Origin of the sequence: uncultured Bacteroides sp. (assembly GCF_905207245.1) — a bacterium.
GTDB lineage: Bacteria > Bacteroidota > Bacteroidia > Bacteroidales > Bacteroidaceae > Bacteroides.
In genome coordinates this window covers 1-16222 of record NZ_CAJLKP010000104.1, presented here as the reverse complement: position 1 = coordinate 16222, position 16222 = coordinate 1, and the positions used below count along the sequence as shown (strand labels likewise).

General features: G+C 43.6%; 17 protein-coding genes and 1 pseudogene. 11 read left to right on the top strand and 7 right to left on the bottom strand.

The features are described from left to right. Positions 1-36 precede the first annotated feature (36 nt). Positions 37-885: a methylated-DNA--[protein]-cysteine S-methyltransferase gene (locus tag QZ135_RS22090; RefSeq protein ID WP_294614664.1), complete on the bottom strand. Its 849-nt coding sequence runs from the start codon at positions 883-885 to the stop codon at positions 37-39. Between the two features lie 41 nt (positions 886-926). Beyond that, on the bottom strand, positions 927-1445 hold the full coding sequence (locus tag QZ135_RS22085) for a methylated-DNA--[protein]-cysteine S-methyltransferase (protein WP_294614669.1): 519 nt from the start codon (positions 1443-1445) through the stop codon (positions 927-929). Between the two features lie 230 nt (positions 1446-1675). Here QZ135_RS22085 and QZ135_RS22080 point away from each other — a divergent pair, with 230 nt between their 5' ends. Then, positions 1676-2326 carry an NAD(P)-dependent oxidoreductase gene (locus QZ135_RS22080; protein ID WP_294614662.1) on the top strand — a complete coding sequence of 217 codons (651 nt, stop codon included), beginning with the start codon at positions 1676-1678 and terminating at the stop codon, positions 2324-2326. A gap of 110 nt (positions 2327-2436) precedes the next feature. Further along, positions 2437-2862, top strand: a complete 426-nt coding sequence (locus QZ135_RS22075; RefSeq protein WP_294614660.1) for a DUF3795 domain-containing protein — start codon at positions 2437-2439, stop codon at positions 2860-2862. A gap of 61 nt (positions 2863-2923) precedes the next feature. On the opposite strand, the gene QZ135_RS22070 is transcribed toward QZ135_RS22075, so the two are convergent. Together QZ135_RS22070 and QZ135_RS22065 are read right to left on the bottom strand one after the other, a co-directional pair. After that, complete coding sequence (locus QZ135_RS22070; protein WP_294614658.1) at positions 2924-3574, bottom strand: DUF1349 domain-containing protein; 651 nt, start codon at positions 3572-3574, stop codon at positions 2924-2926. Between the two features lie 20 nt (positions 3575-3594). Continuing rightward, a complete protein-coding gene (locus QZ135_RS22065) occupies positions 3595-4179 on the bottom strand; it encodes a sugar O-acetyltransferase (protein ID WP_294614656.1) in 585 nt (194 codons plus the stop codon). Positions 4180-4293: 114 nt separating this feature from the next. On the opposite strand from QZ135_RS22065, the gene QZ135_RS22060 reads away from it, so the two are divergent. From QZ135_RS22060 to QZ135_RS22020, 9 genes and pseudogenes are all read left to right on the top strand, one after another. Continuing rightward, positions 4294-5052: a helix-turn-helix transcriptional regulator gene (locus tag QZ135_RS22060; protein WP_294614654.1), complete on the top strand. Its 759-nt coding sequence runs from the start codon at positions 4294-4296 to the stop codon at positions 5050-5052. A 126-nt stretch (positions 5053-5178) separates the two neighbouring features. Further along, positions 5179-6060: a class A beta-lactamase, subclass A2 gene (bla, locus tag QZ135_RS22055; RefSeq protein WP_294614667.1), complete on the top strand. Its 882-nt coding sequence runs from the start codon at positions 5179-5181 to the stop codon at positions 6058-6060. After that, complete coding sequence (locus QZ135_RS22050; RefSeq protein ID WP_294614652.1) at positions 6057-6683, top strand: NUDIX hydrolase; 627 nt, start codon at positions 6057-6059, stop codon at positions 6681-6683. The genes bla and QZ135_RS22050 overlap by 4 nt, the downstream gene beginning before the upstream one ends. A gap of 55 nt (positions 6684-6738) precedes the next feature. Further along, positions 6739-7028: pseudogene (locus QZ135_RS22045) on the top strand (arginase family protein); the annotation flags it as partial. Between the two features lie 71 nt (positions 7029-7099). After that, positions 7100-7789, top strand: a complete 690-nt coding sequence (locus tag QZ135_RS22040) for a response regulator transcription factor (RefSeq protein WP_294614650.1) — start codon at positions 7100-7102, stop codon at positions 7787-7789. Beyond that, the gene (locus QZ135_RS22035; RefSeq protein WP_294614648.1) at positions 7786-9153 is read left to right on the top strand and encodes a HAMP domain-containing sensor histidine kinase; all 1368 of its coding nucleotides are present in this window, start codon (positions 7786-7788) and stop codon (positions 9151-9153) included. The genes QZ135_RS22040 and QZ135_RS22035 overlap by 4 nt, the downstream gene beginning before the upstream one ends. A 120-nt stretch (positions 9154-9273) precedes the next feature. Next, positions 9274-11925, top strand: coding sequence for a magnesium-translocating P-type ATPase (gene mgtA / locus QZ135_RS22030; RefSeq protein WP_294614645.1), 2652 nt, complete (start codon positions 9274-9276; stop codon positions 11923-11925). Positions 11926-11937: 12 nt separating this feature from the next. Continuing rightward, entirely contained in the window at positions 11938-13014 is a 1077-nt protein-coding gene (locus QZ135_RS22025; RefSeq protein ID WP_294614642.1) for a hypothetical protein, read from the top strand. Positions 13015-13155: 141 nt separating this feature from the next. Further along, positions 13156-13452 (top strand): YtxH domain-containing protein, encoded by a 297-nt coding sequence (locus QZ135_RS22020; RefSeq protein WP_294614640.1) that lies wholly within the window; start codon positions 13156-13158, stop codon positions 13450-13452. A 163-nt stretch (positions 13453-13615) separates the two neighbouring features. Here QZ135_RS22020 and QZ135_RS22015 read toward each other — a convergent pair whose 3' ends face one another. The 3 genes from QZ135_RS22015 to QZ135_RS22005 are packed head-to-tail and all read right to left on the bottom strand — an operon-like array spanning position 13616 to position 16027. Further along, entirely contained in the window at positions 13616-15142 is a 1527-nt protein-coding gene (locus QZ135_RS22015) for a hypothetical protein (RefSeq protein ID WP_294614637.1), read from the bottom strand. Between the two features lie 24 nt (positions 15143-15166). Continuing rightward, positions 15167-15559 (bottom strand): VOC family protein, encoded by a 393-nt coding sequence (locus QZ135_RS22010; RefSeq protein WP_294614634.1) that lies wholly within the window; start codon positions 15557-15559, stop codon positions 15167-15169. A gap of 24 nt (positions 15560-15583) precedes the next feature. Continuing rightward, on the bottom strand, positions 15584-16027 hold the full coding sequence (locus tag QZ135_RS22005; protein ID WP_294614631.1) for a VOC family protein: 444 nt from the start codon (positions 16025-16027) through the stop codon (positions 15584-15586). Positions 16028-16222: the final 195 nt, after the last annotated feature.

The window sequence follows — 16222 nt, the reverse complement described above, 5'->3', positions numbered from 1 at the left end:
CAGCCTTGATTTTTTCTTTGGTATCTTTCTTTTGCATCAAGGCAAAAGAAAGTACGACGCTTCCCAAGCAATAATCGCCTCCTTCCGCACCTCCCCCCAATGGTAATTTCCGATGTCCCCTGTAGCTTTTATCACCCGATGACAAGGTATCAGAAACGCAACCGGATTCCTCCCGATAGCCGTCCCTACGGCTCTGCAAGCTCCTTCGTGTCCCGATTTCATTGCCAAGTCGGCATAAGTAGTCAAACCGCCCGCCGGAATTTTCAATAACGTCTCCCATACTTTCAACTGGAAGGAAGTGCCTTTTAAATGCAGTTTAATTTCATCCGGTTTACTCCAGTCCCGATTAAAGACAGAGAGAGCATCCTCCTGTTTCCGGTCGAGGCACTGCTTATAGGCAGCATTTGGAAAAAGCTGTTTCAAAGAGCTAAATGCCTCCTCCTCCCCTTCATCCACAAAGGCGAGATGACAGATACCCTTATCAGTAGAAGCAACCATCACCTGACCGAACGGAGTTTCAGCAAAAGAATAGTTGATATGGAGAGCCTGACCACCATTTTTATATTCCCCCGGTGTCATCCCCTCGATGTTAACAAACAAATCATACAGACGTCCCGTTCCCGACAAACCAACCTCACAGGCAATATCGAAAAGTGAAGCATGCGTCTGCTTCAAAATACGCTTGGCATATTCAACATTCAGATATTGCAGGAAACTCTTCGGACTTATCCCCGCCCACTCCTGAAACATCCGTTGGAAATGAGCCGGACTCATATTCACATGCCCGGCTATCATCTCCAGCCGGGGTTGCTCCTGCCTGTTCTCTTTGATAAAGCGAATGGCAGCAGCTATGCGTTCATAATTCAATTCCTGTTGTTGTTTCATTTAGCAAAAGGGATTATGGCAAAGCCTCATTAACAAAAGAATCATAGCAAAGACACCGCCGATATCTCCAGTTCCAGCAAGAACCGCTTGGCAGCAAGTCCCCCGCCATATCCCGTCAGCTTACGATTACTACCTATGACACGGTGGCAAGGCACAAATATGGAAATAGGATTCGCCCCATTCGATGCCGCCACGGCACGGACAGCCTTGGGATTCCCCAACTTCCGGGACAGTTCTCCATACGATACCGTTGTCCCATAGGGAATATTCAACAGCTCATGCCACACAGACTTCTGAAACTCCGTCCCTACAAAGAGTAGCGGCACACTGAACGTAGTCCGTTTGCCCGCAAAGTATTCATCCAGTTGGGTAACGGCTTGCACCGTCACTTCCGAACTACCTGTTTCATAACCGGCATGCAGTCCATCCTGCATCCGCTTGTCAATGATGCCTCTGCGCTTCTCGTCCACCCAGTCGCACATACAGAGCTTATCTCCGAAAGAGCCAAGTATCAACTCTCCACATGGAGATTGATAATGTTGTATCAGAATCCTGTCCATCACCGTCATACACGTTTTTCGATTTATTCTTGTTCAGCATGCAAACATACGGACTTTACAAATGATAACCGACCCGAAACATGCGAAAATCACTTCCACACTCCTATTTTTCCTTTTTCGACAAGTATCAGTACTTCGAAGATTAAACATTCCCTAAAAGAATGTCGTTCGTAAAACTTCTTTCACAGAAAGACGGTTGTTATCATATAAACCCTAAAAAAACGAACAACATGAAGAATGTAATATTGATAGGAGCAAGTGGTTTTGTAGGAACCGCCATCCTGAACGAATTGCTGAACAGAGGCCATAAAGTAACCGCCATTGTGCGTGATGCCAAGAAAATGAGCGTCAGCAACCCGAACCTGACAATCGTCGAAGCCGACGTCACCGACACAGATACCCTGAAAGAAACGAGCAAAGGAAAAGACGCCGTAATCAGCGCCTACAACCCCGGCTGGAAGAATCCCCATATATATGAAGACACCCTAAAGAACTACCCTCTGATAGTGGAAAGTGTGAAGCAAGCCGGCGTGAAACGTCTGCTCATTGTAGGCGGTGCCGGAACCCTGTTCTATGCCCCCGGCAAGATGGTGATGGATGCCGATGATGTGCCCGCACAGCTTCTGCCCGGCATTAAGTCCTTAGGCGAATTCTACCTGAACACGCTCCGCAAGGAAGAAGACATCGACTGGATTTTCCTCTCCCCCGCCGCTAACATGACACCCGGCCAGCGCACCGCAAAGTTCCGCATCGGAAAAGACGACCTGGTGGTAGATGCCAACGGAGACAGCAATATATCTGTCGAAGACTTTGCCGTAGCCATGGTGGACGAGCTGGAACAGGAAAAACATCATAAAGAACGGTTTACCATAGGATATTAAAAAAATAAAGTGTAACGAAGAACCTTTCTTTTTACTTAAATAAAAAAGATAGATTCTTCGTTACACTCTATTTTTCCGTATCTTTGCAACATTAATAAACATTTGGTACTATGTTCAAGGAAGATATGGTTGCCCCCTGCGGACTTAATTGCGGCATCTGCCACGAAGCTTTACGAAAAGAAAATCCCTGCACCGGTTGTCTGGGTCCCAACGAAACAAAATCCGACTATTGCGCCAATCACTGTAAAATCTCCGTTTGCGATATTCGCCAAACACTACCCGACCGCTTTTGCGACCAGTGCCCGCAATTTCCTTGTAGCGAGATGACGGATAAAGAAATTTGGTATGCCAACACTTATCCCATGGTGGAGTCGCTGATGGGAAATTTAGCCCTCATACGAAAAGAAGGTATGAAAAAGTTCCTGCAATTGGAAGCAGAACGATGGGGATGCCCGTGCGGAGGAACTATTTGTGTACACACAGGCATTTGTTCCGGTTGCGGAAAGGAGTATACCATCAGAAAACACAAAGAGTAGCTGCTCCTGACCGGACAGCCACTCTATGCTCCATTACCTGAAGTGCTGAAAACACAACGTGTTATTCCGCATTCTTCTTCAACCAATCCTGCCTGCGCATATCAGGCAGATGCTTCACCTTAAAATTCTCAAACCTAACCTTAAATCCGTCTCCATCGGGACAAGCGGCCATAACGCCTACCATCACGGGAGTATTATCCTGTAACCATGCATTGCGCATCATCTTATAATCTTTATCATCAAACGAATAGAATATTTCAACTGCATCCAAACGACGAACGGCCTTAATCCAGATATAGGGAACAAGCCTTTCTAACGTAATAACACTCCAGTCACTCGTTTTGTGAGTAACCACAGTACTCAGATTGAACTTACCGTCCACCAACTCGATACCGGTCTTAATGTAGTTCTCATTATCAATGCGAAGCATCAGTCCCGCTTGGTCGAAGCGTTCTTTATAAATGCCCCTTATCTTCACCTTAACTTCGAACTCACCGCCATAAGTGGCATAATAGAAAGGTGCATCGTCTACCGTAAAACCATAATGCGAGATACGCCAGTAATCACTCTTCGGAGTTACGAACATCGAAAGGCTCTTATCCTTTATTTCCCATTGTTGCGGTTCATTGAACCATTGCATCTTCTCCAACGTCTGCGCAAAAGAAGCCTGCGCCACAGCCATCATAAACAAGCTAAAAAGTATCTTTCTCATTTTAGTTCTCATTTTTAGTTCTACATATATTTCACTCTATCTTCTTCGGTTATCACACGAATCACACGACAGGGATTCCCTACCGCCACCACATTGGCGGGTATGCTCTTTGTCACCACGCTTCCGGCACCGATAACCGTATTATCTCCGATTGTAACTCCCGGCAGCACGCATACCTGAGCGCCAATCCACACATTATTTCCTACAGTGATGGGGTAAGCATACTCAAGTCCCTGCGCTCTTTGTTTTGCATCCAGTGCATGGCCAGCCGTATAGAACCCACAGTTCGGAGCAATGAATACATTGTCCCCGAACGTCACTTTTGCCCCGTCCAGAATGACACAATTCACATTCGAGTAGAAGTTTTCCCCTATCTCAATATTATAGCCATAATCGCAATAGAACGGCTGCTCTATCAGAAAAGACCTTCCCGTCCTGCCAAACAGCCCGCGAATTATCTCTTCCCGTTCCTTCTTCTGCGAAGGGCGCAGGTTGTTCAATTCGTAACACCTCTCCTTGCAGACGTCTCTCTCCGCTAAAAGTTCCGCATCACTATTGGCATCATACAGTTTCCCGGCCTTCGCCTTCTCTTTTTCAGTCTCCATAATTTTTATATTTTAGTGAAATAACCATCTGTTTTACTTAACTTTGCAAAGATAAAAGCTTGCCGCCAGCCCGGCAATACTGATTAATAACCATTTTCCCCCAGACCACGCCTTATGGATATTGTAAACAAACTAAGTGAAGAATTACTAAAGCAGACGTTCGCGGAAAAACAAAAACTCACAGAACGCCTGAACGAATATAAGCACGTCGCTTCAATATATGCACGCACCGAAAATGCCATAGCCGTATTGAGCGACATGAAAACAAACACCAGCTACATCTATTATGGCGGGGTAGCGGAAAAACTCGGACTGGCAGAACGGAATACCGACAAGACGGTTCATTCAATATGGGAAGAGGAAATATTCGGCCTGATGCACCCGGACGATTTACTGGAAAAGCATTTGCAGGAACTCCGTTTTTTCCATTTCCTGAAAGGTATTCCAAGCCGGAAACGCCAAGACTATTACCTCACGCACAATATGCGCATGCGGGATAATGCAGGCAGATACGTACACATCCTGCACCGGATATTCTATATAGCCAATGATTCAAATGGCAGCGTATGGCTGGCCCTCTGCCTCTACAACTACTCCATAGAAACCTCCCTGAACTGCATCATCATCAACTCCGCCAACGGGCAGACCCTCGAAATGGACAAGCAAAACTGCAACGACCTGCTGTCGGAAAGGGAGAAAGAAGTTCTTCAACTAATTGACAAAGGAAATATGAGTAAAGACATTGCCCGGATATTATCAATCAGCATAAATACCGTAAACCGGCACCGACAGAATATTTTAGAAAAACTGCAAGTGAGCAATTCCATTGAAGCCTGCCGGGTAGCGAAGGAATTGAAATTGCTACACGCCTGACAGAAATCGGGCAGTGTCATCAAGAAAAATTCAGAATTATCGTATCTTTGTGTGATTAAATAAACCAAAACCAAGATTCACTTTACTGACAACCCCGTAATGAAAACAAATATCTTTTTAACCTGCATGCTGCTGACAATCCTATTCAGTGCCTGCAATACCTCCAAACGTAATCAACAGAAAGAGCTGCAACAGCAAATCGAACAAGTTCTGAAAGATAAAAAGGCAACTGTCGGCGTTGCCGTACTATCCAATGACACAATCGTTGTACTCCATAACAATCAAATTCATTTCCCTCTGTTCAGCGTCTTCAAGTTCCATGTGGCACTGGCCGTTTTAGACAAAATGGATAAAGAACACGTTAGTTTAGACAGCATCATGGAAATAAAAGCAGCTCAGATGCTGCCCAACACCTACAGCCCGTTGAGGCAGAAATTCCCCGACCGGGATTTCAGCATATCCCTGGGAGAGTTGTTAAAATACAGTATATCATTGAGCGATAACAATGCCTGCGATGTGCTCATTGACTACGTCGGTGGTATAGATAAAGTAAACAGCTACATAAAGTCATTAGGTCTGAAAGACTTTAATCTGGCAGCAAACGAAGAACTTATGCATACGGATGTGGCAACCCAGTATCAAAACTGGAGCACTCCGGAGGCAGTAGTCAGATTACTGAATATAGCCGACAAGCAAACACTGTTTGCCACCGGATACAAAGATTTCTTATGGCAAATCCTGAAAGAGACTTCCACAGGCATGGACAAATTGAAGGGACAATTGCCTCCTGATGTTATCGTCGGACACAAAACCGGTTCTTCCGACAGAACCCCCGAAGGCATGAAAACCGCCGACAACGATACAGGCTTCGTCATCCTTCCGGACGGACGGAAATATTACATCACCGTCCTCGTCATGGAATCACAGGAAACCGACCGGGAAAATGCAGCTATCATCGCCCGGATATCCAAGATAGTATATGATTCTTTAAATCCTAACATACAATGAAAGAAAATACCGCTCCCCGCTGGCTCGAATGGGCCAAAGAACTCCAATTTATAGCCCAAGCAGGACTGACTTATTCCAAAGATCCCTTCGACCTTGAACGCTTCGAACGTATCCGTGAAATATCAGCAGAGATAATGAGCCGTCAAAGCGGCCTGCCATTAGAAAAAGTGAAAGGTCTGTTCTGCAATGAAACAGGCTTTCAGACACCTAAACTGGACACGCGGGCGGCCATCTTCAAAGATGGGAAAATACTATTAGTAAAAGAAAAGGCCGGTGTATGGTCTTTACCGGGCGGTTGGGTGGATGTGAACCAAACCATCAAGACCAATACCGAGAAAGAGGTAAAGGAAGAGGCGGGATTGGATGTGAAAGCCGTCCGCCTGATTGCTGTGCAGGACAGGAATCTGCACAACATGCCGCCCTATGCATACAATGTCTGCAAGGCTTTTGTGCTGTGCGAAGTTACAGGCGGAAGTTTTCAAAGTAACATCGAAACGACTGAAAGCAGATATTTCTCTCTGGATGAAATACCGGAGTTGGCAGAAGAAAAGAACAGCAAAGAACAGATAGCTATGTGTTTCGCTGCTTATCAGGATGAAAACTGGGAAGTACAGTTTGATTGAGGCATCTTCCACGGCTTCTCTCTATTTTGGTACCTAAAAGATAGGTGCACATCCTGACGAAGAGATTATCAACATGCTACCCGGCAAATTCGATGTGTCCAAAGTATTGATTGTAGGTTTACGCTCGTGAGACGAAAGTGTTCAGGAAAGGCAAAAGGTATTAAGCATAAAAGGTCTGGCCCCCAAGATGTGGCAGAGAACAGCACCGCCATCATGGAGTGGCTGAAAGGAACAGGAGTTTCCAAAGTCGTCATCCACTTCGGCCTGACCGTAGCCGAACCCATGCCGCGTATCGCAATCAAAATCAGAAATATGCTCAATCAGTTGCCTTTATTGAAAGAGTAACTTATAAATAATCCCTATATTTGCCGACCATCACAGGAAACCACAGGGCTTTCCATAAAACCATACCGACCATGCATACGATACTGATTATTGAAGATGAGCAACGCGTAGCCAACTTACTTAAAAATGGCTTGGAAGAGAATGGTTATCAAACAATGGTAGCTTACGACGGTGCAATGGGACTGCGTCTCTTCCATGCCCATACTTTCAATCTGGTAATCTCCGACATTATCCTGCCCAGGCTAGATGGCTTCGAGTTGTGCAAGGAAATTCGCAAAGTAAATCCCAATGTTCCTATCCTGATGCTCACCGCCTTGGGTTCTACAGATGACAAACTGGATGGATTTGATGCCGGAGCAGACGACTATATGGTGAAACCTTTCGATTTCAGGGAACTCTATGCCAGAATTAAAGTGTTACTGAAACGGCATCATGAAAACAACACTTCCCCGCAGCCCAAAGAAATAAGGTATGCCGACTTGCACATCGACCTGCAAGGCAAAAATGTAAAACGGGACAACACTATTATAAAGCTCTCTCCCAAAGAATATAACCTCCTGGTATATATGGCTGAAAACGCCGAAAGGGTTCTCAGCCGTGTGGAGATTGCTGATAAAGTGTGGAATACCCACTTCGATACCGGAACAAACTTCATTGATGTGTATATCAACTACCTCCGCAAAAAGATTGACCGGGACTTCGAAATCAAACTAATCCATACCAAAGCCGGTATGGGTTTTATCCTGACCGATAAGCTATGAAAATCAGAACAGCATTAACTCTGCGATACACCTGCATTACAGCCGCCGTTTTCCTCTTATTCATTACGACCATCTATTGCGTTAACGAACATTCGCGCAGCAGTGCCTTCTTCAGAAATCTTAAAAGTGAAGCCATTACCAAGGCCCATCTCTTTCTGAACAACCAGGTAGATGCAGCAACCATGCAATCTATTTACCTTAATAATAAGAAATTCATAGATGAAGTGGAAGTGGCTGTCTACAACACTGACTTCCACATGCTCTATCATGATGCACTACAAAGCGACATCATAAAGGAAACACCGGAAATGATTAAGCGTATCATCCAGAAGAAAGAAATTGATTTCTATATAGGTAAGTATCAAGGAATAGGAATCATCTATACTTTTGAAGGAAAAGAATATATCGTCACTGCCGCAGCATACGACGGTTATGGATATACCAAACGAAAAACACTGGAAGAAACCCTTGCTTTATTGCTGATTAGCGGTCTCTCCATCTTAATCATCGTAGGTTATATCCTTGCACGCAGTTCCTTAACCCCCATACGGGGAATAGTAAAGGAAACCGAAAGCATTACAGCCTCACAAATAGACAAGCGTTTACCTGTAAAGAATGAAAAAGACGAACTGGGCGAATTAAGCCTTACCTTCAATGCCCTACTCGACAGATTGGAAAAGTCATTCAATTCACAGAAGATGTTTATCAGCAATGTTTCCCACGAGCTACGTACGCCTATGGCCGCCCTATCTGCCGAACTGGACTTGGCACTGCAGAAGGAAAGAACTCCCGGACAATACCAGAACGCTATCCACAATGCCTTGCAAGATTCCCAAAGAGTAATAAAACTGATTGACGGTTTACTAAACTTAGCCAAAGCGGACTATGCACCGGAACAAATGAAAAGAGAAGAAGTCCGCCTGGACGAGCTGTTGCTGGATGCAAGGGAACTCGTGTTGAGAGCTCACCCGGATTATCACATAGAGCTTGTATTTGAGCAGGAAGCGGATGACGACAAAGTACTTACCGTCACCGGAAACAGTTATCTGCTCACAACGGCATTTGTTAACCTGATAGAAAACAACTGCAAGTATTCCCAAAACAAAACCTCTTTTATCCAAATTGCATTTTGGGAGCAATGGGCCATTATACGGTTATCCGATGATGGTGTAGGCATGTCCGACAAAGACAAGGAAAACCTGTTCCAACTATTCTACCGAGGTGATAACAAAGACATAGCATCCGGCTACGGTATTGGTATGACTTTGGCTCACAAGATATTATACTTGCACAAAGGTGAAATATCCGTCTTCTCACGCCAGGGAGAGGGCACCACATACGTAGTAAAACTGCCGCACATCTGATTTCTCTAATGATTTTCTAATACCACTCTAATAAATCTCTAACGGCTTCCCCGCAAAGCCTGCCTTACTTTTGCGCTGTGAAAAATAAACGCAATTAGTAACTGAAAAAAAACAGAGATTATGAAGTGGAAGAAAAAGTTACGCCAGCCGCAACACACATTCAATTCTGAGAACGTATTCCTGGCAGCCACGCAATCCGGCAAATCCATTTACTCCTACCTGCAAACAACGAGGCTGGGACTGACCACAGCGGAAGTGGAAGAACGCCGGACGCAGTATGGAAGAAATGAAGTGACCCATGAACAAAAGAAAAACCCATTCGTCATCTTCATCAAGACTTTCATTAACCCGTTTATAGGAGTACTCACGGGACTGGCACTTATATCCCTTGTCATAGATGTGCTCATGGCAGCACCGGGCGAACAGGAATGGACGGGTGTCATCATCATCACAACTATGGTAGTATGTAGTGCTATCTTACGCTTTTTACAAGAATGGCGGGCAGGTGAAGCCACAGAGACACTAATGAAAATGGTAAAGAATACCTGTCTGATAAAACGTGCAGGAGGCAACGAAGAAGAACTGGACATTACTGAATTAGTTCCGGGTGACATCATATTCCTTGCCGCTGGGGATATGATACCTGCCGACATACGCATCATCGAGTCAAAAGATCTGTTCATCAGTCAAGCCTCTCTCACTGGAGAGTCGGAGCCAATAGAGAAATTCCCCGAAGTCAAAGAGAGGCAATACCGTAAAGGCAGTATCGTAGAGTTGGATAACATCTGCTACATGGGTTCAACCGTCATTAGTGGAGCCGCCAAAGGCATTGTCTTTGCCACCGGAAACAGGACTTATCTCGGCACTATTGCCAGAAATCTGACCGGACACCGGGCAACAACAGCCTTTGATAAAGGTATCAGCAAAGTCAGCTTTCTACTTATACGATTCATGCTGGTTATGGTTCCATTCGTCTTCTTCATCAATGGATTCACAAAAGGTGACTGGTTCGAAGCTTTTATCTTCGCCATCTCAGTAGCCGTGGGGCTGACTCCTGAAATGCTACCGATGATTGTCACTGCCAACCTGTCCAAAGGAGCCATATCCATGTCCCGGAAAAAAACAATTGTCAAGAACCTGAATGCCATACAGAATTTCGGTGCCATGAACATCCTTTGTACTGACAAGACGGGTACACTCACCTGCGACAAGATTGTATTAGAAAAATACATCAATGCCGATGGAAGTGCCGACGAAAGCAGGCGGATTTTACGCCATGCCTACTTCAACAGCTACTTCCAGACAGGGCTGAAAAACCTGATGGATAAAGCAATCCTCTCTCACGTCAAAGAATTGAATCTAGCTCACCTGAAAGATGATTATATGAAAGTTGACGAAATTCCTTTCGACTTCATACGCAGAAGGATGTCCGTAGTAATAGAAGATAAACAGGGAAAACGGCAGATTATCACCAAAGGTGCAGTAGAAGAAGTACTTGCCATCTGTTCACACACAGAATTCAACGGAAAAGTATATCCCTTGACAGATTCGCTGAAAGCAAAAGCCAAACGAATCAGTGATGAGATGAACCGTAAAGGTATGAGAGTCTTAGCTGTTTCGCAGAAAAGCTATATTGAAAAGAATGACAATTTCTCTGTAAGCGATGAAAAAGAAATGGTATTAATCGGTTATCTGGCTTTTCTCGATCCCCCAAAGCCTTCCGCTGCAGAAGCTATCAGGCAGCTGCACGAGCACGGCGTGGAAGTTAAAGTACTGTCGGGGGACAATGACATTGTAGTAAAAGCAATCGCCCTGCAGGTAGGTATTGATACAAGCTGTTCACTGACCGGTTCTGATATAGAGACGATGGACGAGACTGTCCTGAAAGAACATGTAAAGAGAACCACCGTATTCTCCAAACTGACGCCCTTACAGAAGACGCAGATTATTTCCATCTTGCAGGAGCAGGACAATACTGTGGGTTTTCTGGGCGATGGTATTAATGACGCTGCTGCCCTGCGCCAGTCAGACATTGGTATTTCAGTAGACTCGGCCGTGGATATTGCCAAGGAAAGCGCTGACATCATCCTGTTGGAAAAAGACTTGATGGTACTGGAAGACGGGGTATTAGAAGGCCGGAAGACATTCGGAAATATCACCAAATATATCAAAATGACAGCAAGTTCTAACTTCGGGAATATGTTCAGTGTTATGTTTGCCAGTGCATTCCTACCTTTCCTGCCGATGATGCCGATTCATCTGCTCATCCAAAATTTGTTGTACGATATTTCCCAGACCACCATCCCTTTCGACCGTATGGATCCGGAGTTCCTGAGAAAACCGAGAAAATGGGATGCATCAGACTTGAGCCGTTTCATGATTTACATTGGACCGATCAGTTCCATATTCGATATTATCACTTATCTGGTAATGTGGTACATATTTGGTTGTAACAGTCCGGAACATCAGTCATTGTTTCAATCAGGGTGGTTTATTGAAGGATTGCTTTCGCAGACTTTGATTGTACACATGATACGTACGCGAAAAATACCGTTCATACAAAGCCGTGCCACATGGTCTGTTATAGGAATGACGTCTTTAATCATGATAGCCGGTATCATCATACCGTTCACCTCTTTCGGAGCGTCTATCGGTTTGCAGGCATTACCTCTTAGTTATTTTCCGTGGCTGATAGGAATACTGCTCTCCTATTGCATCCTGACACAACTCATAAAGAATTGGTATATTAAGAAATTTACACGCTGGTTATAAACAGAAAGAATCATGAAGAAAATAGCAATATTATATGCGGTGCTCGCTGGGAATATCCCCTGTATGCTTGCACAAGAAATCAGCATGACATACACCGCAGAATGGCAACTCAATTTTCAGAAGAAGATGAATATATGTAATCTGTTGCGACTTGACGCTAATATACCTGTACCTAATGGTGGCGAAATAAATGCAGTAACCATTCATTTATGCAAAACCGGAACTGAGCGCATTATCGGCGACTGGCAAGTCTTTTCAAATATAGAAGAAGATAATCAGTATGCCAGTATAGCTGTATTGGGATATACGCAACAGATTGGAAATTCCGAGCTCTTTCTCGGAATACGTAACTTGAACGAAGATTATTTCATCGCTCCGGGTATGTCATTATTCACCAATAGTTCCTGCGGGATTTTTCCTACAATTTCCGATAACTATCCGATTGCTAACTATCCTTTATCAAGCATTTGCATTAATTATAAAGTTCATCATAATCATTGGATTATCCGAAATAGCCTATATAGCGGGAAAGCATATGGAGGATGGAACAAACATAATAATCCATTTATCATCAACTTACGGGATAACGGACTTTTCAGCATTACGGAAAGCAACTATTACACAGATTATGGAATGTATTTTATGGGGTTTGCTTTACACAACAGGATGCATTTATGTAATGAAAATGCAAAACCAAAGGTCTCAGAGAAAAAAGAAAAGAAAGTAAGTTTGGCATGGTGGACCTACCTTGAACAAGCCCTATGGAGAATAAAGAACCAGGAAATAAACCTATTAGCACAATATTCTCAAAGCTATCACATCACAGAAGGATGTACAAGATATATAGAAATAGGCTCCATCTATAAACAATACAATAAGTTAGAAAAAGCATGTCATTTAGGAATTTCAACCCAATATGCCAGATACACCTATGGTACGGAAATATCAGCAGAAATGACTTGCCGCAAGCATTTCGGTACTGCTCTTTTCATACAACCCACTTTTCACCTGGCAAAAAACGGATATGGTTGGCATTCTATGTTATCAGTGCGTTTATCTTACACGCTAAACTTTGCACAGAGAGAATAAAGTGATTAATAAAAGCTTTCATTAATAATTTGTGAAATAGTAGTAATTCTTTTCTCCTCCATTGAACTAATGCCTATGCCACGTGTTCTCAGAGCAGTAATAGAAAGTAATTTAGTTTTTAACCATTAAACCTTTTAAATTATGACTTGTAAAGATTCTCATTTTCTGATTGGACTGGGAGTAGGTTCAATCTTAGGAGCGCTGGCATACGGTTTTGCCCGCAGTTCAAGAGCTAAAAAAATGAAAGCAGAAGTATGTGATGCCCTGCACAGAATTGAAGGACATACCGAAGACTTGCTGGAAACTGCTAAAGAAAAGGCATTGTATGCCGGAGAAAAAGTAGCGGACAGAGTAGCGGACGAAACTTCTGCCATTGCCGGAAAAGCAAATGACCTCAAAGGTAAAGTGCACTCACTGGCCGACGAAGCAAAGAAGTAAACAAACCGATTCCAACTGTAAAGGCAGAGAAAGACGGACTAATATCCGTTTTTTCTGCCTTTTTCGTATCTTTGCGCGCATTTTATTTAAACCAACACACTGTAATAGATGAAAAGAAGCAACTGATAGGCGTAGATATATATCAGAACGAAATCAGGGAATATTAACCACGCGGTTTATCCAACTCTATTTTAGGAACAAGTGAGTGAGCCTCCCGGATCAGTCCGGCAGGATACTCACAAAGTTCCAATATCTTAATCGCATTATGTTCGGTCGCTATGCCTTTCTTCAGTTTATAGTCGAAAGATAAAACACCATCCTTCACAGACTCGCTGAAATAATACAATTCATACTCCTGTTCCAGCATATCTGCCAGTTCGAGGTCGTGCGTAGAAACAAAGACTAAATTATCGTTCTTCACCAGCCAGGACAGTACCGATTTGGCTATAGCTATCCGCTCCTTAGTGTTTGTTCCACGAAACAGTTCATCGAGCAGGAACAAATGATTTCCACTGTCACTTTTATCTATAAACTCTTTGATGGTCGTCACTTCCTGCATGAAATAACTCTTATTTTCCATCAGATTATCTCCCTGATGAATGGAAGATAACAAAGACATTTGCAGGTCCACTTCAAATGTTTCTGCAAAACAGGTATGGAGTGCTTTGGCAGCCAGCAGGTTCACTCCTATTGTCCGCATGAAACAGGTTTTTCCGGCCATATTCGAGCCGGTTATCAGTGCCGACTTTCCATGCAGGACAAGGTCGTTCGAAACACAATTCTCTATTAGAGGATGGTAAGCAGACCGGATATGCAGCCTCTCCCCCGCCTTGTTCTCTCCCGGCAGACAATAATAAGGTAAACTCTCCCTCAATATAGAGACTGAAAAAAGGGTATCCAGAAAACCTACAAACTGGTAGATGCCGTGAATGGCAGCGGACTTCTCTTTAAAAAGTCTGAAAGTTTTCCCCACTGCATAAGCTTCATGAAGAAAGAATATCCGGACAAGTTCGGCTATGATATAGAATAGGATAGCCATATCATTATCCAGCGTCATATTGAAACGGAAGTAGGAAATATACTTTTTCAATCCTTCTACTTCTTGCAAATCAGCAGATATATGCGGGGCTACAGACGTAAACTCCCGCTTCTGCGCCAATCGCTCAGCCTGCCTTATCATTTTAAATAATTGTGGAATTGAGAAAAAGTACCCCTGTATCTTCGGTTTGCAACGATAGTGCAACACTGCATTGGTGATAAAAGCAATGACAAACAGGGACAGGAAATATCCCGAATGGGTAATCAGAGTCAAAGCAAGAAACAAGAACGGCAGGAAACGGCAAATGCTGATGCCTGTCATCTCCTTACGGGAAATTTCCACATTATTCCCTTCAATAATCGATACAATGGAGTATGCATCCGGTTTATTCAGTTCCTTCAATGTCTTAGACAGGAAATCGCGCAATTCCATATTTGCGGACAGTGAACTGAGCAAAGCCTCCTGCTTCCCAACGCCCGAAACTTTGTCCGACAGCAAAAGATAATACAGGTATTGCCGGCCGATGGATGAATTACAGTAATCTATTTCTGCAAACAAATCATTCAGATTCAAATCATCAATACAATTAGCGGGCAGTCCCTTTTCACTCTCTGCATTTCTATAAAGGAAATAATTAGAGATTTCTGACATAAACAATATCTTTTTGGTAGAATTTTATTCGGCTTCTTCCGTGTCAAGACAAAAAGGATGCCCTGCCGGATCAATCATTGTTCTTGAAGTTCTGAAATACTGTTCCTCCGCCTGCCGGGCACCCAACCGGACAGCATAAGCAACCGCTTCTTCAAGATTCTCCACATAGAAATCAAGATGAAGCATTTGTCCTTGCCTGCCTTCTTCCCAAGGCCATACGGGAGGCTGATATTCCTCAACTTCCTGAAAAGCCATTACCACGCCTTCGGGAGAAGTGATGGCAGCCCAACCATTTGCACGCGGATGAGTCCATTCCCACCCCAACAATTTACTGTAGAAATCCGCCAGAACTCCGGCATCACTACAATCAACAACAATATTAATTTTATAGATTAAAGACTTCACATTTGACTTCATACGCTTTCTATTTATAGATATCTCTTATTGAAATTTCTTATCTTCTTCGAGAAGTTCCTGACTAAATAGCTCCGGTGACAAAGGGGTAAAGAGTTCTATAAGATTTTCTTCAGGATCGCGCAGATACAAGCTACGCATCCCCCAATCGGGCATATCCGTAGGTTCATTGATAAACGTCACGCCTTTTGCTTTCAAGGCGGCAAAAGTTTCGTCTAAATTATCTACACCGAATGAGACCATCATTTTTTCACGCATCGCAACGGGCTGCTGCTTATCTGCATTGCCTACCCAAGGTGCCATCGAGTCGGATTCAAAAAGAGTGAAGCCTTCTATTCCGTCGGCTACTTTAAAATTGGCATACCCGCTGTTTTCATCTCCCCAAGATGGTTCTAATCCAAGTTGTTCGGTGTAGAATTTAAAGCATTTGGCGAAGTCTTTTACTAATAATCTTACGTTGTTGAATCTCATTGCTTACTGATTAATGGTTTATAATATGTAGCACATCAAGATGCAAATATAATCATTCTATTGAATGGAGTTGCAAAAATCCGTATTTACCTCAAAATTGATAAAACAGTAGTGTAATTATTGATACTATATTGCCAATGTCTTGCCATAGGCTTGGCAAACTTTTGCCATCGTAGTGGCAAGACTTTGCCAAGC

What these genes read in the sequence shown, in the direction of transcription:
- QZ135_RS22090 (WP_294614664.1), bottom strand. Translation starts at nt 885, where the DNA reads ATGAAACAACAACAGGAATTGAATTATGAACGCATAGCTGCTGCCATT.
- QZ135_RS22085 (WP_294614669.1), bottom strand. Translation starts at nt 1,445, where the DNA reads ATGGACAGGATTCTGATACAACATTATCAATCTCCATGTGGAGAGTTG.
- QZ135_RS22080 (WP_294614662.1), top strand. Translation starts at nt 1,676, where the DNA reads ATGAAGAATGTAATATTGATAGGAGCAAGTGGTTTTGTAGGAACCGCC.
- QZ135_RS22075 (WP_294614660.1), top strand. Translation starts at nt 2,437, where the DNA reads ATGTTCAAGGAAGATATGGTTGCCCCCTGCGGACTTAATTGCGGCATC.
- QZ135_RS22070 (WP_294614658.1), bottom strand. Translation starts at nt 3,574, where the DNA reads ATGAGAAAGATACTTTTTAGCTTGTTTATGATGGCTGTGGCGCAGGCT.
- QZ135_RS22065 (WP_294614656.1), bottom strand. Translation starts at nt 4,179, where the DNA reads ATGGAGACTGAAAAAGAGAAGGCGAAGGCCGGGAAACTGTATGATGCC.
- QZ135_RS22060 (WP_294614654.1), top strand. Translation starts at nt 4,294, where the DNA reads ATGGATATTGTAAACAAACTAAGTGAAGAATTACTAAAGCAGACGTTC.
- bla (WP_294614667.1), top strand. Translation starts at nt 5,179, where the DNA reads ATGCTGCTGACAATCCTATTCAGTGCCTGCAATACCTCCAAACGTAAT.
- QZ135_RS22050 (WP_294614652.1), top strand. Translation starts at nt 6,057, where the DNA reads ATGAAAGAAAATACCGCTCCCCGCTGGCTCGAATGGGCCAAAGAACTC.
- QZ135_RS22040 (WP_294614650.1), top strand. Translation starts at nt 7,100, where the DNA reads ATGCATACGATACTGATTATTGAAGATGAGCAACGCGTAGCCAACTTA.
- QZ135_RS22035 (WP_294614648.1), top strand. Translation starts at nt 7,786, where the DNA reads ATGAAAATCAGAACAGCATTAACTCTGCGATACACCTGCATTACAGCC.
- mgtA (WP_294614645.1), top strand. Translation starts at nt 9,274, where the DNA reads ATGAAGTGGAAGAAAAAGTTACGCCAGCCGCAACACACATTCAATTCT.
- QZ135_RS22025 (WP_294614642.1), top strand. Translation starts at nt 11,938, where the DNA reads ATGAAGAAAATAGCAATATTATATGCGGTGCTCGCTGGGAATATCCCC.
- QZ135_RS22020 (WP_294614640.1), top strand. Translation starts at nt 13,156, where the DNA reads ATGACTTGTAAAGATTCTCATTTTCTGATTGGACTGGGAGTAGGTTCA.
- QZ135_RS22015 (WP_294614637.1), bottom strand. Translation starts at nt 15,142, where the DNA reads ATGTCAGAAATCTCTAATTATTTCCTTTATAGAAATGCAGAGAGTGAA.
- QZ135_RS22010 (WP_294614634.1), bottom strand. Translation starts at nt 15,559, where the DNA reads ATGAAGTCAAATGTGAAGTCTTTAATCTATAAAATTAATATTGTTGTT.
- QZ135_RS22005 (WP_294614631.1), bottom strand. Translation starts at nt 16,027, where the DNA reads ATGAGATTCAACAACGTAAGATTATTAGTAAAAGACTTCGCCAAATGC.